This is a genomic window from Amycolatopsis thailandensis (genome assembly GCF_042723255.1).
GTDB lineage: Bacteria > Actinomycetota > Actinomycetes > Mycobacteriales > Pseudonocardiaceae > Amycolatopsis > Amycolatopsis thailandensis.
The window spans coordinates 20,548-45,098 of sequence record NZ_JBHXJK010000002.1; the positions used below are offsets into that span (position 1 = coordinate 20,548).

The window sequence follows — 24,551 nt, forward strand, 5'->3', positions numbered from 1 at the left end:
CGGAACAGGGTGCCGTGTCCCCCGAGACACTGGCGAGCTCAAGGCTAGCGACGAACGACGATCATGGATTGGAAAAATGTAAGGGCCCGAGTACCGCTCACCGGAACCGTTGCGCCATACGGCGGCGCAAGTGACTGCCGATGCCCTACTGCTCTGTCACGACCACGTGGCGTTGCCGCTTCTTTTCGCGCCGAGCCTCTTCGGGACAGCTCGTCCGCGCCATGCTTTCCCTCGGGTGATTGTCGATCAAGACATCGTCAGGAGCAGGGGGAGCGCGGTGGAGGACCTTCCGTCATCCGAGGGCGAGTTCTGGAAGACCAGGGCACCGGAACGCAGGCTGTCCAGGTGGGTTAGTTTCTATCTGGCCTTTCGCCGGTTCACGCCGGTGCCCGAGATTCGGACCGTCGCCGCGCTGAACTCGGTCGTGGTGATCATCGATCTCGACAAGCCGGTTCGCCGCCCGATCGACGGATCACCGCTGGCGACGATCTCCCCCGTCGTCGGGTTGTCCAACCAGCCGATGACCTACGAGCGAACGGGCGTGGAACGAGGGATCGTCATCGAGTTGACCCCGCTGGGTGCGAGAGCGCTGTTCGGCCGGCCGCTACGAGAAATCAGCTCCACCACCGTGACACTCGACGACCTCTTGGGTACACGTGCCCGAGTACTCACGGAAGAACTGCGAGAGGCACAGGATTCGGACCACCGGTTCCGGATTCTTGACCGCCGCTTGACGACGTGGATCTTGAACGAACCGGAACTGCCCCGCTCGCTCGACCAGAGCTGGCGCAGCCTCACCCTCGCGGAGCAGACGGTCAAGGTCGACGACCTCGCGGAGCAGGCGGGGCTCACCCGGCAACATCTCACCACTCGTTTCCACCGAGAGATCGGTTTGCCGCCCAAAGCCGTCGCACGGGTCGCCCGATGTCACCGCGCCATCCGGCTTCTCACCGGCACCAACCCGCCACCGTTGCCCGCACTCGCCGCACTGTGCGGATACACCGATCAAGCGCATTTCAACCGCGACTTCCGTCTCCTGATCGGCTGCACTCCGACCGCGTTGCTCCGTGGCGGGAACGCCACAGACCTTTACATCGGTAGCCTCATCAGCCTGCGACCCGCTCCACTCACTGGCACAAGACTGGAAGCTGGGCGTCCGCTCTTCTAGGACCAGGTCCAGCACGATGTGCGAGGAGATGCCGGGCTTCGCGGGATCTCCTCGCAGATGTCCGCTGCTTCCCGCCGCTGGGCGTGCGAGTCGCTTCGTCACGCATTCGCGCAGGCCCCGTTGCCGACCGCGACCAACGGATAAGCAGCCCGCGTTCCGGCTGGGTCGGCCAAGGTCAGCAAAGTGGGTTCTACGCCCGCCCCTTGCTACATCGGTCGCCCGAGTTTCAACCGCATCGAATCGGCCGGGCGTTCCACAGTCTGGCGGAGCTCGGCGAGCTCTTGCAGCAAGCCCGGCCCGACCTAAGACCAACCGATCAGCAACATCGGTCCCACTGCATCAACCAGCGCCTTGCCAATCCCTTCAGCGATCAAAGGATCGCCACGTTCAGTGCCAGCGTCACCGTGCTCGCGAGAACAAGGAGCCGCCGCGCCGAGCGCTGCCGCTTTGGAGCTACTCCACGAGCCCCCACCATCGTGCTCACAGCCGACCCGACCGGATCGCGGTGATCCCCCACTGTCATCGTCCACACCCGTCAAAGCAGGCAGCCAAGGCTGCTGGACCAAGCGACAGAACCCGGCATCCGCGAGCCCGCGACGCGCCCGAGAGGTCTGAAACAGTCCGGCACCAGGCGACACACTCCGACACAGCGGAAGCGCAGCGATCAGACGAAAGGTCTTGTCCGGCATCGCACGACACCGTCCGACATGCCAAGGTTCCGACTCTTAACCAGCTGGTTGTCGGCCGCAAATTGACAGCCTGAACAGCTGTCCGAGCTGAAAGATCATGGCCGCCCCCATCTCTTGTCATCGAGCCCACCCGCAACTCTCACACTAATTTCCCTGGAGCAGATCTGGAGCACGACGTCGGTTACAGCTGCGCCCAACGGCGTCGAACCGCATCCAAACAGCGCGCAACTGCTCCAGCCGACCAGCGGGTTCTCGATAACCGCAGGTCAGCGCCTTGATCGAACCTCGCTGGCAGTGAGGGGGTCAGGGGTTCGAGTCCCCTTAGCTCCACCCTAGGGGTCTTACTAGAACACGGGGCCGAAACAACGCCACGTAGTAGGACCTGAAGACCGTTGGTAGCCACGGGGCCGCCTCCCTTTTGGGAGGCGGCCCTTTTGGCATTTCGGGGCTGGGTGTCGGTTCGTGGCTCCGGCACGGTCACGTCGGTGGTCTGCCAGTCGCTCTGGACGGCGTGCAGTTGTGCGAAGGGCTCCCGGAGGCTGTGGTCGGCGATCTGGTCGTCATCGACGTAGATGCTGTGGAAGATCGCCTGGTTGAGCATGCGGCGTTGCTGTTCGTCGCAGCGGCGGTAGAGCTCTTGAGGGTTCTCCAGCAAGGTGAGCGCGGCTTCGATGAGCCGGGCGCTGTCGGAGAGGTTCTCGGTCGTGGTTGTGAGGCGCTCCTCGAGGCGTCGTCGCTGTCGGGCGATCTCGCGGAGCTTGGTTTTGATCTTGTCTTGCCCGATGGTGGAGTCGGCCGCTAGTTCGATGAGGTTCTCTTCGCGGGTGTCTAGCGCCTTCATCTCCGCGGTGAGCTGCTTGTGGAGCAGTCGCTCGGAGGCTTCTTGCTCGTCGATGGCGCGGGCGACCTCGGCGCGGACGGTGGCGACGAACTGGGCGCTGAAGCGGATCGTGGCGTAGTGGTTTTCCACGGCGTCTTCGATGAGGGCGACGTTGATGTGCGGGGCTTCGCAGGTGCCGTTCTGCTTGTTGCGGCAGAAGAAGTAGGTGTATTCGCTGCCTCGGGAGTTGACGGTGTGCTGGACGATCAGCCGCTGGGTGATGCCCGCTCGCTTGCAGCGTCCGCAGAACAATGAGCCCTTGAGGTAGTGGGGGTGCTCGCGGCGGCGTTCTCCTGCTGTGGAGCGGGATTCGAGGAGATCCTGGACGCGGTCGAACAGGTCCTCGTCGATGAGCGGCTCGTGCCGGCCTTGGACCTCCTCGCCGTCGACCTCTACGTATCCGAGGTAGTAGCGGTCCCGCAGCATCATCGAGAGCTTGTTGATCGACACCTGCTTGGCGGGATGACGGCCGGTGGGCCGGGTGCGCAGTCCGCGATCGTAGAGCTCGTCGGACAGGTCTTCCAACGAGTAGTCGCCGGTGATGTAGAGCTCGAAAGCAAGCTGGACAAAGGGTGCACGCTCAGGATCGACGGCGATGGTGCGGATCTCGCGGCCGTCGAACCGGTCGCGGACATTGAGGTAGCCCAGTCGGGCGCGGCCGATCGTGCCGCCATTCTTGGCTTTCTGCTTCATCTTGTACGCGATGTCGGCACCGGACTCTCGCGACTGGTACTCGTTGAAGGTGGCCAGGATGCCGTGCATGAGCTGGCCGACGGGCGAGTCGTCGATCGACTCGGTCGCCGATACGAGGGTGACCCCACGTTTGCGGAGATCAGCCATGACGATGGCGTCGTCGAGCCGGTTCCGCGCCATCCGGGAGAGCTTGTAGACGATGATGTAGTCGACGTCGCCAGCGTTCCGCACTCGCGTGAGCATCCGCTGGAACTCGACTCGTTTCGACATCTCGGTCGCCGTGCGACCAGGCTCGACGTATTCATCAATGATCGTCAAGCCGAGTTGCTCGGCCTTACCTCGGCACTTGACGCGCTGCGCGGGGATCGAAATGCCTTCAGGGTCGTAGTCGTTCTTGACCTGGCCAGCCGAAGACACCCGCAGATAAATCACTGCCCGGCTTCCCGGCTCCACCGCCTCGCCGACCGTCGATAGGACGGCCGGAAGAGCGTCGTCTCCCAGCAGTTCGTCGAAGAGATCTTCGTACGCGCTGGTCATCGCGCGCTCGTCCCGGTCGCCGAGTGCTCGGGCTCGATGAACACGTCAACGAAGTGCAGGCCGAGCTGTTCGATAAGGCGTTGGCACGCCGCGCGCTGCGCGTCTAGGGAGGCAGCTGTAGCCGGGGCGTCTGATGCCACGCGCCGATAGGTGACGACCCGAAGCGTCGGCTCCGCTCCGGTCGAGGCCGCCGAAAGCGCCGCAGGGAAAGCCCCCTTGCATGAGTTGTCGGAAGGTTCTGCGTTCGCGCCCGTCATCCCCACACTCTTCTCATCTAGTCCGAAACGGGAGATCGCCATAAAATGGCTACCGTCCGAAAGTCGGCATCTACTTTTGTTCAATTCAAAATATTACCTCGATATGCCACAATTCTTTACGCCGCTTCTGGGTAGTCGATTTGTGACTCTTCTGGTGTGGCGATTGATTCTTGCGCGTCGAACAAGTCGGTTTCAGGCGTGCCTTCGTATTGCGTTGCTTTTGTTGCGAGACTGACGATGACTCTTGCGAGCTTGCGAATGTCCGGCGGATCGTGGCGAATGCCTCGGATCGCAACACCTTGAGTATTGGCGGCGCGGAGGCTTCTCTGCTTTCTCTTTCTCTGCGGAGCCATAGTTCACCCCGCTGCGGAACTGGGCGGCCGAGCGCCCTCGTTGTCCGTTGGACTGTTGAGGCTCCGGGCGGGGCCATCTCCGGTCGCCAGCGACCGCGTTGGCGAGCCGTTGGTTCGTGGTGACGGGTGGTCAGCCGGGAGCCTGCGGGTCGGGGCTGGCCGGACGGCTACGAACGCCAACTGTGCTGGCTGAACGGGGTAGCCCTCCCGTCGAAGTTCCTCGTTGACTTCCCGCTGCAATGCGGTGATGGCTTCGATCGTCAACCCGTCCGGGTAGTGGTTCGCGGCCATCACGCGGCCCGCCGTTGGTCGGGCGGCAGCGCCTTCGCGGAGAGGTCGTTGGCCCTGGCCGAGGCTGGGGCACCCCACGAGCGTCGGTCGGCGGCGGTGAACTCCTCGGCGGTCACCAGCGGTGGGTGCACCCACACCTCCGACCAGACCCAGTCGGCTTGCGGAGTCGGCTTCCCGTGGTGGGTGCGCCCCCAGACCTGGCGGCCGAGGTACTTCGGGTTACGCAGGATCGCCCGCACAATCGCCACCGTCCACACACCGGGCTCGCCCGTCTCAGGGTCCAACGGCGCGGGGTAGCGGGACGCGGCGAGTCGGCGACGGATCTCCGTGGTGGACAAGCGATCTTCGCCCCTCCACACGAAAATCATTCGCACCGTGGACGCTTCGACCGGTTCGATCAGCAGCCGGGTGCGCCAGCGCGGTTGTCGGCCCGCCGGAGTGACTCGGACCCGCCGGGCGCGATAGCCGTAGGGCACGTCCCCGGTGTTGAAACCGGCGCGCACCAACTCCTCGGACACGGTGCGAGCCGCAGCGAGATTCGCGCCGTGGTAGTCGCGCAAGACGTGCTGCCGGACGCGCCACGACGGCGTTGCCTCACCTTCGTCCGGGTCCGTCGTGGAACCGAACAGTCGGGCGCCCATCGCCGTGAGGCGTTGCCCGAAGGTCTGGTGGCCGGCGGTCGCAGCCCAACGCGGAATGCTGTCGCCGGACTCATCCTGCGCGGTGGTGTTCGAAGGCATGGCGGTTCTCCAATTCCGTGAAGGGGCTATTCGGCGGTCGAGGTCTGCACGCGAGCGGTTGTCCGGCCTCCGCCTTGGCGCGGGCGCGGCGAGCCAGGGCGGGTGCGCCCGGTTCTCTGGCCGCGTGCTCGCGGTCCCTTGCCGCGCGCGGACGTCGGCCCGCGGTCGGGCTGGTGGCCGGGTTCTTCGGTGCGCAAGGAGGCCAGAAGCCGGGTGTGCCAGGCCAGCGCGAAGCGCAGGCAGTTGGATTCGCTGCGGTGGCTGGGCGTGCAGCCGGGGACATACCGCCCCCGGAAGCTCCACGATGCCGAGTCGCTGCTGGAGATCGCGTCGGCATAGCGCCCCAGCCCGAGCACCTTCGCCCCGAACGCGTGCAAGCGGTACCCACGAGCCGACAGCGATCGCATGATCTGCTCGACTTCGGCGGTGTGCTGTCGCCTGCACACACTGCCCACCCCGACCAGCGGCAGCGCGGCGAGATCGACGCCGTGTCGTTCGTAGAAATCCGCGCACCGGTTGTAGTCCGCAATGGACTGTCCTTGCAGCACGGGGATGATCGGCAACTCGGGCGCGAGATCACGCAGCCGTAGGTAGTTGGCGACGGTGCGGTTCTGGTGGACGCGCACCGTCGCACCGGTGCGTGCCAAGACATGGCTCTCCGTCATGTGGTCCATTGGCGCGGCCCACACGAGGTGGCTGATCTCGTCGGCGTAGCGGCGAAGCGCCGCGACATAGCCGCGTTCGTCGATGCGCCACCGGCCGTGCATCGACAACTCCGTGAAGCCTCCGGAGTCGCACGCCCACGGCCCGGTCGCGCGCGGAAGGCTGCGCCGCCCGGCCAACCTGCGGTGGGAAACCAGCAACGGGACGCCGAGATCGCGGGCGAGCCAGGACGGCTGATGGGTGCCGAGGAAGAACCTCATCGCGACACCGCCCGCCGAGCGCTCTTTGCCAGCAGCAACGCCGCGACGGTGAGCACGGTCGCGACCGTCTTACCGAGGATCTGACCCGGCACCGCGGCGAATGAGCCGAACGCCAGCGGCACGAACAGCACGCTGTCGCTCACCAGCCCGACGACGTTCGAGCCGACGACCGCGCCCAGCCGCGACCGGACCCGAATCCGGCCGTAGATGACCGAGTCGACGCACTCGGACACGGCGAACGCGACGACGCTCGCGACGGCGATCTGCGGTGAGGCCAACGACCAGGAAAGCCACGCACCCACCACGATCGCGGCGACCACGCCTGACGTGCCCAGGGCCTCGTGCAGCAGGTCTCGCAGCGTCAGCGTCACCCCGGCCCACAGCGTGCCGGCGGGCACGATCAGCCCGCCGACGAGCAGAGCCGCCCAGTGCGTGGAGGCCCAGTTCGCCATCACGACCGAGGCGACGTAGGCGGCCGACACCGCCAGACTCGCCCAGAGGAGACCGTGCCCTGCCTCTGCGCGCGAGCGCGGCAGCCCTGTCATGCCGCACGCTCCTCGGTGACCGGGGAGCCGGACCGGCACGACCACGGTGAGCAGCCGTCGGGATCGTTCTCTTCCGCCGCCTTGGCAGAGACCAGTCGCAGGTGCCGCTTTCCGAGTGCGGGCGGGTCGAGGTCGACTTCGTCGAGCGGTCGGCAGGACCGGTGCAGGAAGTACTGGCCGCGCAACTCCTGGCCCTGCTTGGTGGCGTGTGGGTAGCCGTCGCGGATGGCCTTGTCGAACTCGACCGCCTCGGCCCAGCCGTCGGGATCGTGGTCGCGAATCCAGCGCCAGCCCGCGTTGCCGTGGAACGGGCACCCGATGCAGGCGCTTTTCACCGTCTCGCCGAACCCGCGCTCGGCGAGATAGTCGGCGCATCGCGTGCGGTCCCAGCCGAGGTCGATCAGCGGGAACACGTTGCGCAGGTACTTGACGCCGGAGTCCTTCGCGCGGGTGAACTCGTCGGTGCTGATGCCGATGGCCTGCTCGATGTACAGCCCGCGCGGCACCCGTCGTGGATGCGGGTAGCCGAGCAGTTCGCGCGCTGCCTTCTTCAGCGGCGAAATTTTGTACTCGCTCGTACATTGCCTGCGCGCCAAGCCACGGCTGCCGTCGAGGTTGAGGACGTGCAGTGGCATCGACACGAACCGGTGGGCCGGGTCGAGGGCGTCGTCGCGGATGTTGCCCGCCGACACCGTGCGCACCGGAATGCCGAACTTCTCCGCGTGCGTACGCAGCCGGGCGAGGTTCGCGTACACCGCGCGTGGTTCCCAGCCGGTGTCGGCGAACAGCGCGACATCGAAGCGCGGGATCACGCCCTCGCAGGCCAGCAAAAGGACGGCGCTGCTCTGGACTCCGGCGCCGAGCGAGAGGCATCGCAAGACCGGACCGGCGTCGTGAGTGGAGGCTGGATTGGTCATGCCGCGTTCGCCTCCTCTGCGTATCCGGAGGGTTCGGTGGAACCGGCGCCGAGGAGCGCGGCGAGGTCGGCGAGCAGCAAGCCGACGGCGTACGTGGCCTGCTGCGGGACGACTCCGTTGCCCAATGCACGAAGTTGCGCGGTGCGCGGCAGCAGGAGACCCGTCACCCAGCCGGGCTCGAGCCCTTGGAGCCATTCGACGAAGGCAGGGGCCAGCACGGGACGCCCGTGGACGCCCGGTTGTGTGGGGAACGGCGCTGGTCGCCCAAGCACCTGTTCCCAGCGGCGCACGGCCGGCGCGTAGTCGCCCCAGTCCACTTCGCGGTGCGCCGCTGGTGACGAGGCGAGATTCGCGTCGGCGACGGCTACGAGATGTCGTCTCCCGCTTCCGGGACGAGCAGGCGCATCACCGCCGACGGCAACATCAGGTCGCCTTTCGACCCGCGCTGCGCCGGGCAGCCCTTCGTCCCGTCGGTCGCCCGAGGCGTTGGCAGGAACGCCTCGGGGTCCACCAGCGGAAGCACCTGCTGCGACAGCGGCGGCCGGAAGCCCGCACCCGTCCGGCGCCCCGCTGTGCCCGTGTCCGATGCCCTCGGCGTCGGCAGCAGTCGCGCCTCGTCGGGTAGCGAAGGACCGCCAGTCGACGTCCTGTGAGTGCAGTTCTTCGCGTCCGAGGCGGTCGGCGTGGGAAGCAGCTTCATCACCGCGTCCACCGCGTCGTGCAGATTCACTTGATGCCCACCAGCGCGACGGCGCACCGGGTCCGCCGGACCTCGATTGTCGCCGTCGCGCGCCTGCGGGGTCGGCAGCATCCGGTCCAGCAACGGAGCGGGGCCAGGCGAGCAGGAACACGCGCTCGCGCCGGTGTGCGGCGCCGATGTCGGCGGCGCGGACGCTACGCCAGAGCGCGTCATACCCCGCTTCGGCCAGGTCGCCGAGTACACGGTGGAGACCTCCGTTGCGCCAGCGAAGCGCGGCGACGTTCTCCACGACGAGCAGCGCGGGTCGTAGTACGCGAACGCCCGCCACGATGTCTGTCCACAGTCCACTGCGGTGGCCTTTCTCGATGCCCACGCGCCGCCCGGCGGCGGAGATGTCCTGACACGGGAACCCGGCGGTGAGCACGTCGACCGGCTCGACCGCGGACCAGTCGATAGCGCGGACGTCGCCGAGGTTGGGGATGCCCGGCATCCGGGCGGCGAGGATCGCGGCGATGTGCGGGTCGGGGTCGGCGCACCAGGCGATGCGGCCTGCGCCGAGTGCGGCGAGCACTCCGAGGTCCAGTCCGCCGTAGCCGGTGCAGACCGAGCCGACGACCGGTCCCGGAACGTCGGTGACTCGCGACGCGTGCTGCATGGCCGCCCGCACCGCCCCCGCCGCCGTCGTGGTGACGGCGACGAGGGCGGGGGCGGAGTCGCGCCCCGACCGGGCTCGGGTGCGGGGTGGCCGGGTGGTCATGCCGCCCAGCTCTCCGACACACCCGACTCGCCCCTCGGGTTCCCGGTGCTTCGCGCTCGGCCGGTGAGGAAACGTCGGGAATCCTGGCGGTCCGTCGAGATTCCTGAACCCGCCGGGCGGCGCAGCGCCGTGCGGAAAATCAGCACATCCTCATGGCTGATGAGGTGCAGCGGCAGCCCGGCTTCGCGCTGTTTGCGGATGAAGTCGCGCTGGAAGAAGGACCCGCGCGCGACGAGGTCGTGCTCGGCCGCCCGCGCCAGCAGCGCGACGGACCGCTCGACCGGGATCAGGCCGGCGTGCAGTCCGCAGGCCAGGATCTGCGAGGGCAGGTCGATCAGTTCGGCGTGTTCGCGCCAGGGCCGGATGGTGATGGCGATGTGCCCGCCCGGACGCAGGTAAGTGGTGAGTCCGGCGAGGATGCGGGTGAACCCTGCCAGCAGCCGGTGGTGCCCGATGTTGGCGAGGTTCCCGCGGTCGAGGGTGTTGCCGTAGAGGTGGTGGTACTTCTGCACCCCAGCGCCCGGCGCGACCGAGACCTGCCCGTGCGTGGACGGACCGTACGGCGGAGACGTGACCACGAGCGCGGCCTGCCCGACGTACTCCGGCGGGAGCAGCGACGCGATCTGGCGGGCATCACCGTGAAACACCCGGCCCTCGTGCTGCACCCCGGCGTCGTGGGCGAGCGCGAGGTTCGCTCGTGCGACGTCGACCCAGTGCGGCTCGTACTCGATACCGACGGCGCGGCGCCCGGCGTGCAGCGCTTCGACGAGGGTGGTGCCGATCCCGCACATCGGGTCGAGCACCAGGTCGCCCGGCTCGGTGTAGTGGTTGATCGCGTGCGCCGCGACGGCCGGGAGCATCTTCGCGGGGTGCGCGGTCGACTCGGGTGTGTAGCGGCCCTTGCGCTGGGCAGCGGGTGAGGTCTGCGCTGTCGTCCACACCGACACCGCAACGTCTTCCGCCGAGTCGTCGGCGACCCGCTCGGGCGGCGTCCCTGTGGTGCCGTCGAGGTCGTCGATGAGCGCGCGCGGGACGCGTTGGGTCGGTCCGTCCACCGGGTTCTCCGCACGGGCCGGGGCCGGGTTGGTGCCGGTGTCGGACAGGGCGGGCGGGATGCGGTCGTCGGCCACGGTCGTGCCTTCCTGGCGGTGGTCTCCGGGCTGGGCGGGGTTCGGCACCTGGGCGTGGGTCATCGGATGACTCCGCTCTCGAGTGCCGAGGTGGCCGGGCTCTGGCGAGGCGGCTCGTAGTCGTGCGGCTGAGCGAAGACGAGGACGTCGGAGTGGATCCGCCGATGCGGTGCGGGCAGCCCGCGCACGGCCGCGCGGTGCCGGGCGCGCGCCTCGTTCGAGGCCGTCGGACCGTCGGGCTCGGTGAGGGATTCGGCGGCGAACCGGCCGCCGCGCACCGGCGCGTGCAGGGCCACGATGTGCTGCAGGTAGAGCAGGTCGGCGTTCTGAGCGGAGGCCACGACTGCGCCGGTCGGGTCGATCAGTTCACCGGCGGGCCAGTCACAGTGGGTGAGAACGACGAGGATCCCGCCGACCCGCAGCAGTCGCGCCGCGACCAACGCCACGAGGTCGCTGGACTGGTCGCCGCCGTGCTCGGGGCGCAGGCTCGTGATGATCAGGTCGGTGTCGGCCGACGCGTCCTCGGCACCGTCGAAAACCCCGTCGCCGACGCCCGACGCTACCGATGGGAAGACGGTCACGGCCGAGCGATCGGAGTCGCCGACAAGGTCGGCCCAGAACGGTCGCGCACCCGGACCGCTGGCGGTCGGGTCCACCGCGACGCGCACCACGCGGCCGGTCCGATCGAGGGCCTCGACGGCGGCGAGCGCGTCGGCCAGCGCGTGGTCCGGCTCGGTCGCCGGGGCATGGTCGACCATCCCGTCCGCGCCGACCGGCGCGAGCGGCGCACGGCCGCCGGAGGTCGGCCAGGGCAGCAGCGCGACCCGCCCGCCGGACTCGCTGAACGAGCCGACGATCTTGCTGACGATCGGCTCCGGCCAGGCAGTGCCGAGCTCGATCGGCACCGGGCCGGCCGTCCAGACCGTCGCCGGGGTGGGCGTCGCCGTGGACCCGCGCGACCGGGAGCGGGTGCTCTCCGAACCGGGCTTGGCAGGACTGACCCTGGTGGTGGTCGACGCGGTCGGATAGGGGCGGCGATCCCCGCCTCGGCGGGTACCGGAGCGGGTGCTCGCCGGGCGGGTCGTGTCACCACGCCGCTTCGGTCCGCGGCTCGTGGAGTGGTCGGACTGGGTCATGGAATCCTCGCAGAACCTCTGGGGTGCGCGCCGCGATACGTGGCGCCCTGTGACACCCCCCAACTCCGAAAAACGACCCACTTTTCCAGGGCTGTTACCTAATCTTTATCGCCAATTTTCGCCGCTATTCGGGGCCAAAGAATGTGCATGAGGCTCGCGCGCGTGCCCGCGTAGAGCTTGTGTCGAGCTGTCCGCCGAGCGAGCTCCATAGTTTTTCCGGCGACTTTCAAGACGTGAGAGCAGCCGGGGCCGCGCTGCGGCCCGATCCTCGCCCTGTGGGGTATTACCGGATCGCCACCAAAACGCCACCAAAACACTGTTGTAGCAGTTCAAAGCCTATTACCGGCGATCATCAAATGATCTTGTCCGGCCGTTGGGACGAGCGCACACGGGGGCCTTAGATGATCTTGGTGGCGGCCGAGTGTGGCTAGTCAAGATCATCGGTGGCGCTTTGGAGGCCATTTGGTGGCGGTTTCGTGGCGTTTTGGTGGACCTCATTTGGCTTCCTTGCCTGGTCACTGTTTCCCGGACCACGCAAAGGAGCCGACATGGCCCCGAATCGCATATTCCGCCGCACGCCTTTCGAGCGTGACTCGCTGCCGCTGGATTCCGCGCGTACAGCGTTCGAGTGGTTGGTCACCGGGCCGAGCCCGGTCTCCATCGAGGGCTGGCTCTTCCCCGGCCTGCCCCGTCGGCGGGTGCCCCTGGACGAGCTGCGGGATCTTCTTCTCGACGCCAACCTTCCGATGTCCACCGTGGACCCGATCTGGGTCCACCTGGTCACCCGCTCTCGCGACGAGGGCGGCACCTGGACGGTGGCTTGTGTCGGCGTCGCGCTGCCCGCGCTGTTCGCCATTGCCGCCGAGTTGTCCGCGCCCTACGCCGACGACCACCGCGACATTCACGCCGCGATCCTGACCGGATTCCTGTCCGAGCTGGCGAGCATCGACCTCGCCAAGCCGTGGGTCATGTGGCGGCTGCGCTGCGCCGGGTTGCGCGCGGGACACCTGTTCATCCGCGAAGCGCTCGACCGCCCGATGCCCACCGATGAGGACTTCCACTCCAGCGAGCCGACCCCGCCGTGGGGGCACCCGGACTTCGTCCTCGCCCGCGCCGTCGCCGACGGGGCGATCACCGGCAACGAGGCCGAACTGATCGGTTCCACCCGCCTCGAGGACTACACGCTCACCGCTGCCGCGGCCGACCGTGGCGTCAAGGTCACCGCCCTGCATTGGGTCCGCAGTCAGGCCGAGGCACGCCTGCTCGCTTGGCTCACCGACCAGGCCCCGCACGACGACCCCTCTGACCGCCGCGAGCGCGATGTGGAGATCCGCGCGGTGAACGCGACGGCCATCACCGCCGCCGCGAGTGATGCCAGCCGTGCCGCACTCAGGCCGACCCGAAAGTCACGCACGGTGACCAGGATCGGCGGAAAGTCGTTGGTCACGGTTCGGTCACGCGCCTGGAAAAAGGCCCCCAAATCCGGAGTCGAGGGCTGCGGGAGGACCTCAGCCGCTCCCGCGCACACCACCTCGCTCGACCGCTCGACCGGAACACCCCGGCGGCTGTCGAGCACGACTCCGGAGGTGCCGCGATGCGCCTGACCCATTCGCCCGTCCGCAGCCGGCCAGACCGTCGCAGCAGCGACCGTCGGCCTCGCCGCGGACCCGTCACCCTGGCTCGCGGGGCGGCTCGCCGAGCCCGGCGCACTAGCCCTTGCACCTCTCAGTCATCCGCCAACGCGCCCGCCACACCTCGGATGTCTTCCGCGTCGGCGGGGCGCCGGACCACCCTGCGGCGGAACCTCGCGCTGCTCACCGGCGTGACCGTCGTGGCGCTGTTCGTGCCCGCCTCGGCCGCACACGCGGACACCGTAGTGGTCGCCCTGGCCGGATCCGTTGATCAGGTTCTGACCAACATCCGCAACTGGGTGATGGGCGTGCTCGCGGGTTTGGCGACCGTCTTCCTGTCCATCGGCGGAGTCCGCCGGGTGATGGGCGGCGGCGATCCCGGCGAGCAGGAAAAGGCCAAGGAGTGCTTCAAAGCCGCCGCGATCGGCTACGGCCTGGCCGCGCTCGCACCCCTGGTCGTCACCGTGCTCCAGGGCATCGTGGGGGCCTGAGCCATGTCCACGACCAGGCCCGCCCGTCGTCGGACATCCCCCGCTCCGACCGTCCACAGCCTGCACTCCGACGAGCCCGCACAGGCTCGCGCGGAGGCCACCGGCGCCAACCGGGAACTGCTCGCGCCCCCGGCCGCGAGCACGCGGCGTGCCGGTGGCCGGCGCACCCGGCCCGGCCGATGGGTTCGGCGGCTGCGCATGACGCGAAGCCGAGCGCTGGTGATGCTGGCGCTGAGCCTGGTCGTCCTGCTGGGCGGCACCCTCGCCGTCAGCGCCGCCGCAACGCCCGGTGGTCCGGCCGCCGTACAGCCAGCGCAGCCCCCACCGCTGCCGTTGCCGACCGGAGACCCGTGCACACCGGACTCGCCGTTGCCGGTCTGCCACCTTCCCGCGCCCACCACCACTCCGCCGCTCACCGGCATCCCGCTGCCGATCCCGACCGGGCCGAGCACTCCGGTGACGTGCTTCCCCGGTTCGCTGCAGTACGAGTGCCTGCACCCGTCTCCCACGACACCGGCTCCTCCCCCGTGCACGGGAGAGGGCTGTATCCCGCAACCACCGACCTCGGCACCGCCCACCAACCCCGGCACCGGCCAGCCCGGCAACGGTGACAACGGCGAGGCCGACTGCGGGATCACCGACATCGGCGGCTGCATCACCAACGCGATCAACGCGTTCTTCCGGGGCATCGTCACCGCCGCGTTGAACCCGCTCTTGGACTTGCTGTCCAAGACGCTGCTGACCACCCCCACGCCCGACTCGCTACCGCGGATCGGGGAGCTGTGGAACAACTCCTGGCAGATCCTGCTCGCCTGCTACGGGATGTTGATCCTCATCGCCGGGATCCTGGTGATGGGCTACCAGACCCTGCAGACCCGGCACTCGATCAAGGAGATCGCGCCCCGGATCGTCGTCGGGTTCCTCGCCGGAGCCCTGTCGCTGTGGGTGGCGACCAAGGGCATCGAGATCGCCAACGGGCTCGCCCAGGCGGTCATGGGCGGCGGCCTGGACGCCAGCTCGGCCGGCGAGACGTTGCGCAACCTCACCCTCAGCTCGCTCAACGGCGGCATCTTCATCATCTTCATCGGCATCTTCCTCGCCGGGATGCTGGTCGTCCTGCTGGTCACTTACGTCGTGCGCGTCGCGCTGACGGTGATCCTGATCGCCGGGGCGCCGATCGCGCTGATGTTCCACGCGCTCCCACAAACCGAGGGCATCGCGAAATGGTGGTGGAAAGCGTTCGGTGGCTGCCTGGCCATCCAGGTCGTGCAGTCCTTGACGTTGATCACCGCGATGAAGGTGTTCCTCGCGCCCGGCGGGTTCACCCTGTTCGGCCCGACCGTCAGCGGGTTGGTCAACCTGCTCGTCGCGCTCGCGCTGATGTACATCCTGTTCAAGATCCCGTTCTGGGTGCTGTCCTCGATCAAAGGCAGCGGTGGTCGTTCGATCCTCGGCTCGATCGTGCGCGGCTTCATCGCCTACAAGACCTTCGGCCTGCTTGGCGGCCGAGGCGGCGGTGGCCGCAAGCCCCGACCGTCCGGCGGCGGCGGTCGCGGAGGCAACGGGGGCGGCGGCGGTCGCGGAACGACGGACCCCTACGCCCACACCCGCGCCAACGCTGACGGCCAGTACCTGCTGCCGCTGACCGGGGTGCGCCGCAGCCGCCCGGCCGCCAAACCCAAGCCCGCTCCCGCGCCGAAACCGAAGGCGGGTCAGGGCCGCCAGCTGGCGCTGCCACTCGGTGACGACTGGCCGGAGAACAAGCCGGTCCTCGGGCGCGACGGCCAGTACCGGTTGCCGCTGGACGCCGAGCGCGTCAAGCCGACGCCGCCTCCGGCATCACCCAACCAGCCGGGCGGTCGGCGTCGGGGCGGACAGCAGATGGAGCTGCAGTTCGACCCCTACCGCGGCAACCGACCGACTCGCTCCGGGCAGTACCCGCTGCCGCTGGACGGCGTGCGCCGCACACCCCGCCCATCGAGCCCGCCGCCCCCGGCCGCACCCCCGGCTCGAGCACGCGGAACTCAGATGGAGCTGCCCTTCGATCCGTACAAGGGCAACCGGGCCACCCGCTCCGGGCAGTACCCGCTGCCGCTGGACGGCGTGCGTCGCACACCGCGCCCGTCGACCCCACCACCGGCGACGCCACCGCCGCGACCGGCCTCGCCCGCCGGGCAGCAGCTCCGGCTCCCGCTGGACCTGCCGAAACCACCGCGGCGCCCCTCGCCGCCACCACCCACGCCCGGAGGTAAGTCGTGACTTCGCCTGTTCGCATTCCCGCCGACGTCGACATGGCCGACAAAGTGATCGGCCCGTTGACCGCCCGCCAATTGGCGATCCTCGCGGTGACCGGCCTGGTGCTCTACGCCGGGTGGACCACCACCCGCGCGGTTGTGCCGCTCCCGGTGTTCCTCGCGCTGGCCATCCCGATCGGAGTGAGCGCGGCCGTCATCGCGCTTGGCCAGCGCGACGGGATCTCGATGGACCGGCTGTTGGTCGCCGCGATCCGGCAACGCATGGGACCGCGCCACCGCGTCGCCGCCCCCGAAGGCGTTCGTCCCGCGCCGGAATGGCTGACCGCCCAGACCGCCGCCACGAGTGCGAGCCGGACCGCGGGCACAGGCAAGAGCCGGTCGGCCAAGGCCAAGAGCAAGGCACCGGTGCCCGAGCAGATCTCGCCGTCGGCGTTGCGGCTGCCCGCCGAGGCGGTCACCGACACCGGCGTGGTCGACTTGGGCACCGATGGCCTGGCCGTCGTCGCGGTCGCCTCGACGGTGAACTTCGCGCTGCGGACACCGGCCGAGCAGGAGTCCCTGGTCGCGTCCTTCGGCCGCTATCTGCACAGCCTGACCGCGCCCGTTCAGGTGCTGGTGCGCACCGAGCGACTCGACCTGTCCGGCCAGATCGCCGAGCTGCGGACCCGCGCGGGCGGGCTGCCGCACCCGGCACTGGAGGCCGCCGCCATCGAGCACGCCGACTACCTCGTGCAGCTCGGCGAGCAGACCGACCTGCTACGCCGTCAGGTGTTGCTGATCCTGCGCGAGCCGATGGGCGCCGCCGGGCCGACCGATGGGCTCGGCGGCCCCGGCCCGCTGGCGGTGCTGTCCTCGCTGACCCGCGGCAAACGCCGCGCAAATGCCGAGAACACACAGGCGAGCGCGGGGGCACGACGGGCGGCGGAGTCACGGCTGGTGCGCCGCCTCAGTGAAGCGATGGAGCTGCTCGCGCCCGCCGGGATCGTGGTCACCCCACTGGACGCCGGGCAGGCCACCGCCGTGCTCGCCTCGGCGTGCAACCCCGACACCCTGCTGCCGCCCTCGGCGGCCCTGGCCGGTGCCGACGAGGTCATCACCACCGCTGGCGGCACCGACCTGGACGACGGCGACCTCGCCGACGACCGCCCGTTCTGGCAGAGCGATGACCGTGCCGCGGCCGACGGGGACGAGTACGGCCCGGACGACGGCGAGGTCGACGACTGGGACTACGAGGACGAAGACGACGACTACCCGGAAAGGGGGCGGTTGTGATGACCACCCGAACGCGGCGCGCCCAGCGCCGTCCCAACACCCGGCCCGCCGCGCACCACCGGGCAGCCGCGTTCACACCGGACGCCCTATCTGTCGGCGCACGGCATCTCGAAGTCGGCAACGAGTGGGTGTCCAGCTTCGCCGTGACGGGCTTTCCGCGTGAGGTCCACCCCGGCTGGCTCGCGCCCCTGTTGACCTACCCCGGCCGCCTCGACGTCGCGCTGCATGTCGAGCCGATCGACCCGGCCACCGCCGCCGCCAGGTTGAAGAAACAGCTCGCCAAACTCGAGAGCGGCCGGCGGCACACCGCCGAACACGGCCGCCTCTACGACCCGCAGGTCGAAGCCGCCACCGAAGACGCCTACGACCTCAGCTCCCGCGTGGCGCGCGGCGAAGGCAAGCTGTTCCGCGTCGGGCTGTACCTCACGATCCACGCCCCGTCCGAACGGGCGCTGGCCGACGAGGTAGCGGCGCTGCGCTCGCTGGCGGCGAGCCTGCTGCTGGATGCCAAGCACACCACCTACCGGTCACTGCAGGGCTGGGTGTCGACCCTGCCGATGGGCCTGGACCTGATCGGGATGCGCCGCACCTTCGACACGAGTGCGCTCTCGGCGGCGTTCCCGTTCACCTCACCCGACCTGCCCGCGGCCGACCCGACCTCGGTGGCCGCGCCGTCCGGCGTGCTCTACGGCTACAACGTCGGATCGCAGGGGCTGGTGCACTGGGATCGGTTCGGCGAGGGGATGCACAACCACAACTCGGTCATCCTCGGTCGCAGCGGCGCGGGCAAGTCCTACTTGGTCAAGCTCGAACTCTTGCGCAGCCTGTACCGGGGAATCGAGATCGCGGTCGTCGACCCGGAGGACGAGTACGCACGCCTGGCCGCCGCCGTCGGCGGCACCTACGTCCATCTCGGTGCCCGCGACGTCCGGCTCAACCCGTTCGACCTGCCCATCCACACCCGCGCCGACGGCCGCCGGACCGCACCCAAAGACGCCCTCGTGCGACGGTCGCTGTTCCTGCACACCGTCATCGCGGTGCTCGTCTGCACCGAGCTGGAGGCCGCCGAGCGGGCCGCGCTGGACCGGGGCATCGCCGCGACGTACCAGTCGGTGGGGATCACCGCCGACGCCCGCACGTGGACTCGTCCCTCACCGACCTTGCGGACCTTGCGCGACCAGCTGGCCACCGCGGGCCAGGCCGGCGACCGGGCCGCCGTCGAACTCGCCGCGAGGCTGCACCCGTTCGTCGAGGGCGCGTTCAAGCAGCTGTTCGACGGCCCGACGACCACCAACCCCGAAGGCCACTTGGTGGTGTTCAGCCTGCGGGACCTGCCCGACGAGCTGAAAGCCATCGGCACGCTGCTCACCCTGGACGCGGTGTGGCGGCGGGTGTCCAACCCAGCGATTCGCCGCCCACGCCTGGTGGTCGTGGACGAGGCGTGGCTGCTGATGAAAGAGAAGTCGGGCGCGGAGTTCCTGTTCCGCATGGCCAAAGCCTCCCGGAAACACTGGGCGGGTTTGACAGTCGCGACCCAGGACACCGCCGACGTTCTCGGTAACGATCTCGGCAAAGCCGTGGTGGCCAACGCGGCGACCCAGGTCTTGCTGCGGCAAGCGTCGCAGGCCATCGACGAGATCACCCAGACCTTCGATTTGTCGGCCGGGGAACGGCAATTCCTGCTGTCGGCAGACCGAGGCCAGGGATTGCTGTCAGCGGGCACCCAGCGCGTCGCGTTCCAAAGTATTGCTTCACCCACAGAGCACTACCTCGTCACGAGCAACCCGGCCGAACTCGCCGGGTACGCCGCGGACGTCGACCCCAGCGAGTCCGACACCGAGGAGAAGTCCTTCGTGGACTTGGGCTTTGCCAGCGAGCAGGCGTATGCGGCCCAGGGCGATGAGTTCGGTTCGTTCGGTGCTGATGACGACATCGAACTCGACGCCGCCTGACGCTGGCCGTCCCTTTTCCGATCGAGCATTTCCTACATTTCTTGGAAGGACCCGTAATGCTTTCCTGGATACCGGCTGCCCTCAATCAACCCGAGCTGTCCCATGCGCGGGCTGCTCACCCAATCGTGCGGACGGGCCTGACGAATGGGTGGCTCGGGGACTACCTACGCGACCCCGGCGGCGCGCTGCTGAGGCTGCTGGGTCACCTGCGGGACTGGGCGATCACCTGGGGGCCGTTTGTCGGCCCGGTGCTCGCGGTTGGCATCGCGGGCTTCGTGATCGGCCGGCGCCGGTGGGCGCGGCGCTGCCACGCGAGGCTTGTCGCCGACGCCCGCCAGGTCACCGTGCTCGCCCCACCCACCGTCGATCCCGCGGGCGGCGCGGCCTTGTGGTCCAACCTCGTCGGGCTGCTGCGCCCGGCCTGGCGCCGGTGGTTCACCGGGCAGCCCCATGTGGCCTGCGAGTACACGTTTTCCGAGGCGGGGGTCGGCATCCGGCTGTGGGTGCCTGGTGTGATCCCGCCCGGCCTGATCGAGCGCGCCATCGAGGCCGCCTGGCCCGGCTCACACACGCGGGTCGGCACCGCCGATGCACCCCTGCCGTCACCCGGCGAGGCGCAGCGGCGGCTGGTTGTCGGCGGCGAACTCCGTCTTGCCCGCTCGGAGGCGCTGCCGATCCGCACCGACTTCGACGCGGACCCGCTCCGCGCCCTGATCGGCGCCCCGGTCGGGCTCGGCCGCGACGAGTACGCCTGTGTGCAGATCCTCGCGCGCCCGGTCACCGGCCGCCGGGTCGCCCAAGCCCGGCGCTCCGCGCGGCGGGTGCACACCGGCGGCTCCACCCGAGTGGTCGGCCGCCTGCTCGACCTGGTCACTCCCGGCGTGAAATCCAGGTCCACGCGGAACACCGCGAAGTCCGGGGCGCTGCACAGCGATCCGCAGACCTCGCTTGAGTACGCGGCGCAGAACCGCGCCATCGTCGGCAAACAGCGCGGCTCGCAGTACGAGACGGTCATCCGCTACGCCGTCGCCACCCTCCTGCCCGCTGACGCCGCCGAAAGCGAGGTCCGCCAGGCGCGGGATGTCGCCCGCGGCCGGGCACACGCGCTGGCCGCGAGCTTCGCCTCCTACACCGAGCACAACCACTACACCCGCCACCGCGTCCGGCACCCCGGCCCCGTGCTGGCCGACCGGCGCCTCGGCAAGGGCGACCTGTTGTCCGTGGCCGAACTGGCGGCGCTGGCGCACTTGCCGACCGACGAGGCGATCCCCGGCGTGCAGCGTGCCGGCGCCCGCGCCATCTCCCCGCCACCGGGCATCGCCACGCCCGGCCCCGAGGCCAAGCCGATCGGAGTCACCGACACCGGACACGAACGCCCCGTGGCGCTACGGGTCCCGGACGCGCGGCACCACCTGCACGTCATCGGCGCGACCGGCTCCGGCAAATCCACCTTGCTGGGCAACATGATCCTCGCCGACGCCGAAGCCGGACGCGGGATCGTGCTGATCGACCCCAAGGGCGACCTCGTCACCGACATGCTCTCCCGCCTGCCTCGCTCGGTAGCGGACCGTGTCGTGATCTTCGACGCCGACTCGAAGTCCCGGCCACCATGCCTGAACCCCTTGGACGGCGGCGAAACCGACCTGACCGTCGACAACCTCGTCTCGGTGTTCCGGCGGGTCTACTCCGCGTTCTGGGGTCCGCGCACCGACGACGTGATGCGCGCCGCCTGCCTGACCCTGCGCAGCCAAGAAGGCGTCGCAACGCTCGCCGATCTGCCCAAGCTGCTGGCCGATCCCGCCTTCCGATCACGAGTCACCGCCGGGGTCACCGACCCGGTGCTTCGCGGGTTCTGGTCCTGGTACGAAGAACTCACCGACTCCAGCCGCAGCCAGGTGATCAGCCCGCTAATGAACAAGCTGCGGGCGTTCCTGCTGCGGCCGTTCGTGCGCGACGCCATCGCGGGCGGACACTCCACAGTGGACATGGCGGAGGTGCTCGACGGCGGGATCTGCTTGGTACGCATCCCCAAAGGCTCGCTCGGCGAGGAAACCACCCGGCTGGTCGGGTCGTTGGTGGTCGCACGCACCTGGCAGGCCACAACCGCCCGCGCCCGTACACCGCAACGCCAACGCCGGGACGCGTCGATGGTGATCGACGAGTGTCACAACTTCCTCAACCTCCCGTACCCGATCGAGGACATGCTGGCCGAGGCACGGGGCTTCCGCGTCGCGATGACCTTGGCGCATCAGCATCTTGGCCAGCTTCCCCGTGAGTTGCGGGAAGGCATGTCCACCAACGCCCGCAGCAAGATCTTCTTCAACGCCTCCCCGGAAGACTCCCGCGAGCTGTCCCGCCACACCACGCCCCGACTGTCCGAGCACGACCTGGCGCACCTGGGCGTCTACCACGCCGCCGCACGGCTCGTGCTCAACGGGGAAGAGGCGCAGCCGTTCACCATGCGCACCCAGCCGCTTCCGCGCGCGATTCCCGGCCGCGCACGAGAAATCCGCGGCATCGCCCGCCGTGCCTTGCGCAGCCGAGTTCCTGGTGCCACCGCGCCCGCGTCCGGTTCACCGGCACCGATCCGGCCTCCGCATCGACCCGCCGGGACCTCGGGGCAGACGCGGCCGACCAGCGGCGATCGCCGAGGCCAGTCCGGCGTCCGGCCGCGCAGTGCCGACCCGCGCCGCCAGCAGTCCTGACCCGACTCGGCTGCACCACACAGACGGGCGGAACTCCTTTCCGCTCAACACTTCCGGAGGTTCGCGTCATGATCACCAATCCCACGAGGCAGCGCACTCTTCGAGGCCACAAGGCGACCCGGCCCACTCCGCGCGCGGCGAACAACGCTGACCACCAGGCAGTGCTGGCGTGGCGGCTGACCCCGCGCGATCGGTGGATCATCCGGATGCTGCACGAGCACCGGGTGCTCACCGCCCACCAGATCACTGCCTTGGCCTTCCCGTCGTTTCGGTCCGGCCGTATGCGGTTGCGGGAACTGTTTCAGTGGGGCGTGGTGGACCGGTTCCAGCCGTTCATCACCGTCGGCACCGCGCCGATGCACTACGTCCTCGCGCCCGCCGGGGCCGCGGTGCTGGCCGCCGAGGACGGCCTGGACATCAAGGAGCTCGGCTATCGCCACGACCGCGCCTTCGGCGTGGCCCACTCGCTGCGGCTCGCACACACCGTCGGTGTCGCCGAGTGGTTCACCGCCCTGGTTGACCGCGCCCGCCACAGCGACGCCGACGAGCACAGCACGCTCGGAGCGTGGTGGTCGGAGGCCCGCTGCGCGCGGCATTTCGGGGACCTGATCAAGCCCGACGCCTACGGCCGGTGGGCCAGTGCCGGTGGGGAGATCGAGTTCTTCCTCGAGTACGACTTCGGCACCGAGGTGCTGGCCAAGGTCGCCGGGAAGCTGGCCGGCTACGCCGCGCTCGCCGAGGCCACGGGGATCACCACTCCGCTGCTGGTGTGGCTGCCGACCTCGCGGCGCGAGGCCACCGCCCGCCGGCTGCTGGCGCGGGCCTGGCGCGAGCTCGACGACCCGCGCTCGGTCCCGGTCGCGACCGCCGCGGCCGAGCTGCTCAACCCAGAGGCAGCGCACCCCAGTCCAGCCGACGAGGTCTGGCTCCCCCTGAACACCACCAGCGGCAGCGCGGTGAGCACTCGGCGCGAGTTGCACCGGCTGCTCGACGCCTGGCCGCACGTCGCGCCACCCAGCACCGACGCGGGCAGCGAGTCGGCTCTCGGGCCGGACTCGACGCTGGCGCAGATGACCCCCGCGCCCGCGCCGATGCCCCCAGCCGCCATCTCACGCGGGCCAAGTACAGGCAGGCGGTGAGTACCCGATGATTCTGAAAGTCGGCGCCATCGTGATCGGCGCGATCCTGTTCATCCCGATGTTGATCGGCGGTGGAGTGCAGGGCGCGATCTCGGCCATCTTCGGCAGCAGCGGCAGCCAGCCCAGCGCGACCGCACTGGCCGACATCCCCGCCGACTACCTCGCGCTGTACCGGGCGGCGGCCGGCGAGTGTCGAGGGCTGGACTGGTCGATCCTCGCCGCCATCGGCAAGATCGAGAGTAATCACGGCCGCTCCACCCTGCCTGGCGTGAGCAGCGGCGAAAACGCTTATGGGGCGGGCGGGCCCATGCAGTTCCTGTCCGGCAGCTTCGCCGGAGTGCTTGCCCGCCACCAGATCCCGCCCGGCGGTGCCAACCCGCCTTCGCGCTACAACCCGCACGACGCCATCTACGCCGCCGCGTTCTACCTGTGCGACAACGGCGTCAGCCGAGGCGACTTGAACGCGGCGATCTTCGCCTACAACCACGCCGACTGGTACGTCAAACAGGTACTCGACCAAGCCAAGCAATACGCCGACGCCGCCGCGACAGTCGGCACGGGCGACTGCAACGCCATCCAAGCCACCAACGCGGTCGCGGTGGCCGCGATCAACTACGCCTGCGGGCAGAGAGGACTTCCATATGTCTGGGGTGGCAACGGACCCGATGGCGGGCACGCGGGTTTCGACTGTTCGGGTTTGACCAAGGCGGCCTATGCCGCCGCCGGAGTGACCCTGCCACGCACCGCTCAGACCCAGTTCAACGCTGGTCCCCACGTTCCGGCCGGACAGCCACTGTTGCCGGGTGATCTCGTTTTCTACGGCACACCCAGCAATATTCACCACGTAGGTCTCTACATTGGTGGAGGTTTCATGGTGGACGCGCCGGACTTCGGTCAGGTTGTGAAGGTGCAACCCTACCGGTACAAGGGAGATGACTACGCAGGTGCTACACGTCCCGCTGGTTCTGTTGCGGCGTAACGGAGTCTACATCGCCAACGCCGGAGCCGATCATAGCAGAGAACGGTCGGCCGTCACTGCCGATGAGCAGGATGCGTTGGGTGAACAACGGGGGCGTGGTGGCGTCGAGTGCAACAATGTTGTGGTAGCTGGCCAGCTCGAAGAGCGCGTGGGTCACCTCGCGGATGGTTGTGCGATCCGGGTCGGCCTCGACCAACAGGCCCTCGACGCAGATCTCCAGCACCCGCTGCTGTGGCAGCACCGTGATCACGGTGCGCACGTGCTTCGGGATACCACCGTCGTCGCGCAACTCGGCGATGTCTTCGGCCAGCCGCACGGCTGCGGCTTCCAGGGTGTAGCCGAGTCCGACTCCGGCTCGCGCGCCCCACAACACGAGACAATCCACTGTGGACTCAAAAGGGGTCATGGCAA

19 protein-coding genes are annotated in these 24,551 nt (G+C 69.1%); 9 read left to right on the plus strand and 10 right to left on the minus strand.

Annotated elements, in window-relative coordinates; all coding sequences use genetic code 11:
- Nucleotides 1-109 precede the first annotated feature (109 nt).
- Complete coding sequence (locus ACFWMR_RS00875) at nucleotides 110-1,168, plus strand: helix-turn-helix domain-containing protein (RefSeq protein ID WP_378375843.1); 1,059 nt, start codon at nucleotides 110-112, stop codon at nucleotides 1,166-1,168.
- 870 nt (nucleotides 1,169-2,038) lie between these two features.
- Here the strand turns inward: ACFWMR_RS00875 and ACFWMR_RS00880 are convergent.
- The 9 genes from ACFWMR_RS00880 to ACFWMR_RS00920 all read right to left on the minus strand — a co-directional run bounded on the left by ACFWMR_RS00880 (nucleotide 2,039) and on the right by ACFWMR_RS00920 (nucleotide 11,716).
- Nucleotides 2,039-3,967, minus strand: coding sequence for a recombinase family protein (locus tag ACFWMR_RS00880; RefSeq protein WP_378375845.1), 1,929 nt, complete (start codon nucleotides 3,965-3,967; stop codon nucleotides 2,039-2,041).
- 373 nt (nucleotides 3,968-4,340) lie between these two features.
- Entirely contained in the window at nucleotides 4,341-4,577 is a 237-nt protein-coding gene (locus ACFWMR_RS00885) for a hypothetical protein (protein ID WP_378375847.1), read from the minus strand.
- Between the two features lie 290 nt (nucleotides 4,578-4,867).
- Nucleotides 4,868-5,608 (minus strand): recombinase family protein, encoded by a 741-nt coding sequence (locus ACFWMR_RS00890; protein ID WP_378375849.1) that lies wholly within the window; start codon nucleotides 5,606-5,608, stop codon nucleotides 4,868-4,870.
- Nucleotides 5,609-5,634: 26 nt separating this feature from the next.
- Entirely contained in the window at nucleotides 5,635-6,531 is an 897-nt protein-coding gene (locus tag ACFWMR_RS00895; RefSeq protein WP_378375850.1) for a deazapurine DNA modification protein DpdA family protein, read from the minus strand.
- Nucleotides 6,528-7,076: a VUT family protein gene (locus ACFWMR_RS00900; protein WP_378375852.1), complete on the minus strand. Its 549-nt coding sequence runs from the start codon at nucleotides 7,074-7,076 to the stop codon at nucleotides 6,528-6,530. Before ACFWMR_RS00900 ends, ACFWMR_RS00895 begins: the two co-directional genes overlap by 4 nt.
- On the minus strand, nucleotides 7,073-7,993 hold the full coding sequence (locus tag ACFWMR_RS00905; protein WP_378375854.1) for a hypothetical protein: 921 nt from the start codon (nucleotides 7,991-7,993) through the stop codon (nucleotides 7,073-7,075). Before ACFWMR_RS00905 ends, ACFWMR_RS00900 begins: the two co-directional genes overlap by 4 nt.
- Nucleotides 7,990-9,450 (minus strand): DNA cytosine methyltransferase, encoded by a 1,461-nt coding sequence (locus ACFWMR_RS00910; RefSeq protein WP_378375856.1) that lies wholly within the window; start codon nucleotides 9,448-9,450, stop codon nucleotides 7,990-7,992. The genes ACFWMR_RS00905 and ACFWMR_RS00910 overlap by 4 nt, the downstream gene beginning before the upstream one ends.
- Nucleotides 9,447-10,643 (minus strand): TRM11 family SAM-dependent methyltransferase, encoded by a 1,197-nt coding sequence (locus ACFWMR_RS00915; RefSeq protein WP_378375858.1) that lies wholly within the window; start codon nucleotides 10,641-10,643, stop codon nucleotides 9,447-9,449. Before ACFWMR_RS00915 ends, ACFWMR_RS00910 begins: the two co-directional genes overlap by 4 nt.
- Complete coding sequence (locus ACFWMR_RS00920) at nucleotides 10,640-11,716, minus strand: hypothetical protein (RefSeq protein ID WP_378375859.1); 1,077 nt, start codon at nucleotides 11,714-11,716, stop codon at nucleotides 10,640-10,642. The genes ACFWMR_RS00915 and ACFWMR_RS00920 overlap by 4 nt, the downstream gene beginning before the upstream one ends.
- A gap of 548 nt (nucleotides 11,717-12,264) precedes the next feature.
- Between ACFWMR_RS00920 and ACFWMR_RS00925 the strand changes: the two genes are divergently transcribed.
- The 8 genes from ACFWMR_RS00925 (at nucleotide 12,265) to ACFWMR_RS00960 (ending at nucleotide 24,140) form a co-directional block, all read left to right on the plus strand.
- Complete coding sequence (locus ACFWMR_RS00925; protein ID WP_378375861.1) at nucleotides 12,265-13,320, plus strand: hypothetical protein; 1,056 nt, start codon at nucleotides 12,265-12,267, stop codon at nucleotides 13,318-13,320.
- Nucleotides 13,321-13,475: 155 nt separating this feature from the next.
- The gene (locus ACFWMR_RS00930) at nucleotides 13,476-13,838 is read left to right on the plus strand and encodes a pilin (protein ID WP_378375863.1); all 363 of its coding nucleotides are present in this window, start codon (nucleotides 13,476-13,478) and stop codon (nucleotides 13,836-13,838) included.
- A 3-nt stretch (nucleotides 13,839-13,841) separates the two neighbouring features.
- On the plus strand, nucleotides 13,842-16,097 hold the full coding sequence (locus tag ACFWMR_RS00935) for a hypothetical protein (protein ID WP_378375865.1): 2,256 nt from the start codon (nucleotides 13,842-13,844) through the stop codon (nucleotides 16,095-16,097).
- Nucleotides 16,094-17,365: a PrgI family protein gene (locus ACFWMR_RS00940; protein WP_378375867.1), complete on the plus strand. Its 1,272-nt coding sequence runs from the start codon at nucleotides 16,094-16,096 to the stop codon at nucleotides 17,363-17,365. The genes ACFWMR_RS00935 and ACFWMR_RS00940 overlap by 4 nt, the downstream gene beginning before the upstream one ends.
- Nucleotides 17,365-19,317: a VirB4 family type IV secretion system protein gene (locus ACFWMR_RS00945; protein ID WP_378375868.1), complete on the plus strand. Its 1,953-nt coding sequence runs from the start codon at nucleotides 17,365-17,367 to the stop codon at nucleotides 19,315-19,317. The genes ACFWMR_RS00940 and ACFWMR_RS00945 overlap by 1 nt, the downstream gene beginning before the upstream one ends.
- Before the next feature lie 56 nt (nucleotides 19,318-19,373).
- On the plus strand, nucleotides 19,374-22,022 hold the full coding sequence (locus ACFWMR_RS00950; protein ID WP_378375870.1) for a helicase HerA domain-containing protein: 2,649 nt from the start codon (nucleotides 19,374-19,376) through the stop codon (nucleotides 22,020-22,022).
- Between the two features lie 68 nt (nucleotides 22,023-22,090).
- Nucleotides 22,091-23,161, plus strand: coding sequence for a replication-relaxation family protein (locus ACFWMR_RS00955; protein ID WP_378375872.1), 1,071 nt, complete (start codon nucleotides 22,091-22,093; stop codon nucleotides 23,159-23,161).
- A gap of 7 nt (nucleotides 23,162-23,168) precedes the next feature.
- A complete protein-coding gene (locus ACFWMR_RS00960) occupies nucleotides 23,169-24,140 on the plus strand; it encodes a C40 family peptidase (protein WP_378375873.1) in 972 nt (323 codons plus the stop codon).
- On the opposite strand, the gene ACFWMR_RS00965 is transcribed toward ACFWMR_RS00960, so the two are convergent.
- Nucleotides 24,109-24,546, minus strand: coding sequence for a hypothetical protein (locus ACFWMR_RS00965; RefSeq protein ID WP_378375875.1), 438 nt, complete (start codon nucleotides 24,544-24,546; stop codon nucleotides 24,109-24,111). The genes ACFWMR_RS00960 and ACFWMR_RS00965 overlap by 32 nt on opposite strands.
- Nucleotides 24,547-24,551: the final 5 nt, after the last annotated feature.

Bases quoted from the DNA above. Each gene is read 5' to 3' on its own strand.
- ACFWMR_RS00880 (WP_378375845.1), bottom strand. From the start codon at position 3,967: ATGACCAGCGCGTACGAAGATCTCTTCGACGAACTGCTGGGAGACGAC.
- ACFWMR_RS00885 (WP_378375847.1), bottom strand. From the start codon at position 4,577: ATGGCTCCGCAGAGAAAGAGAAAGCAGAGAAGCCTCCGCGCCGCCAAT.
- ACFWMR_RS00890 (WP_378375849.1), bottom strand. From the start codon at position 5,608: ATGCCTTCGAACACCACCGCGCAGGATGAGTCCGGCGACAGCATTCCG.
- ACFWMR_RS00895 (WP_378375850.1), bottom strand. From the start codon at position 6,531: ATGAGGTTCTTCCTCGGCACCCATCAGCCGTCCTGGCTCGCCCGCGAT.
- ACFWMR_RS00900 (WP_378375852.1), bottom strand. From the start codon at position 7,076: ATGACAGGGCTGCCGCGCTCGCGCGCAGAGGCAGGGCACGGTCTCCTC.
- ACFWMR_RS00905 (WP_378375854.1), bottom strand. From the start codon at position 7,993: ATGACCAATCCAGCCTCCACTCACGACGCCGGTCCGGTCTTGCGATGC.
- ACFWMR_RS00910 (WP_378375856.1), bottom strand. From the start codon at position 9,450: ATGACCACCCGGCCACCCCGCACCCGAGCCCGGTCGGGGCGCGACTCC.
- ACFWMR_RS00915 (WP_378375858.1), bottom strand. From the start codon at position 10,643: ATGACCCACGCCCAGGTGCCGAACCCCGCCCAGCCCGGAGACCACCGC.
- ACFWMR_RS00920 (WP_378375859.1), bottom strand. From the start codon at position 11,716: ATGACCCAGTCCGACCACTCCACGAGCCGCGGACCGAAGCGGCGTGGT.
- ACFWMR_RS00925 (WP_378375861.1), top strand. From the start codon at position 12,265: ATGGCCCCGAATCGCATATTCCGCCGCACGCCTTTCGAGCGTGACTCG.
- ACFWMR_RS00930 (WP_378375863.1), top strand. From the start codon at position 13,476: ATGTCTTCCGCGTCGGCGGGGCGCCGGACCACCCTGCGGCGGAACCTC.
- ACFWMR_RS00935 (WP_378375865.1), top strand. From the start codon at position 13,842: ATGTCCACGACCAGGCCCGCCCGTCGTCGGACATCCCCCGCTCCGACC.
- ACFWMR_RS00945 (WP_378375868.1), top strand. From the start codon at position 17,365: ATGACCACCCGAACGCGGCGCGCCCAGCGCCGTCCCAACACCCGGCCC.
- ACFWMR_RS00950 (WP_378375870.1), top strand. From the start codon at position 19,374: ATGCTTTCCTGGATACCGGCTGCCCTCAATCAACCCGAGCTGTCCCAT.
- ACFWMR_RS00955 (WP_378375872.1), top strand. From the start codon at position 22,091: ATGATCACCAATCCCACGAGGCAGCGCACTCTTCGAGGCCACAAGGCG.
- ACFWMR_RS00960 (WP_378375873.1), top strand. From the start codon at position 23,169: ATGATTCTGAAAGTCGGCGCCATCGTGATCGGCGCGATCCTGTTCATC.
- ACFWMR_RS00965 (WP_378375875.1), bottom strand. From the start codon at position 24,546: ATGACCCCTTTTGAGTCCACAGTGGATTGTCTCGTGTTGTGGGGCGCG.